The sequence below is a fragment of the Mesorhizobium sp. M8A.F.Ca.ET.181.01.1.1 genome, from assembly GCF_004792025.1.
Classification (GTDB): Bacteria; Pseudomonadota; Alphaproteobacteria; order Rhizobiales; family Rhizobiaceae; genus Mesorhizobium.
The window spans coordinates 1-334 of sequence record NZ_SRTV01000145.1 but is presented as its reverse complement, the minus strand read 5'-3'; the positions used below and the strand labels follow the sequence as shown (position 1 = coordinate 334).

1 pseudogene is annotated in these 334 nt (G+C 63.8%); it reads left to right on the top strand.

Annotation, left to right across the window (positions count from 1 at the left end):
- Positions 1-37: 37 nt before the first annotated feature.
- Positions 38-334 (top strand): annotated as a pseudogene (locus tag EN824_RS33965) (hypothetical protein); the annotation flags it as partial.

Below are 334 nucleotides of genomic sequence, written 5' to 3'. Positions count from 1 at the left end.
GACCACAAGTCTGATCGGGCGATCGGAAATCCATACACTGGGGCGTAATTTGAACAATGCACCACAGCAAGACGGCCTGAAGCGCGGGCTCAAGAATCGCCACATCCAACTCATCGCGCTCGGCGGCGCGATCGGCACCGGCCTCTTTCTCGGCTCGGCGAGCGTGTTGCAGGCCGCGGGGCCGTCGATGATTCTCGGCTACGCCATCGGCGGCATCATCGCCTTCAATCGCGAAGTGGACGAAGCCGCGGCCCAAGCGGTGGCGAAGCAGTTCGTCGAAGTGCTGATCGCGCCGTCGTTCAGCAGCGAGGCGCGCCAGGTGTTCGCGGCCAAG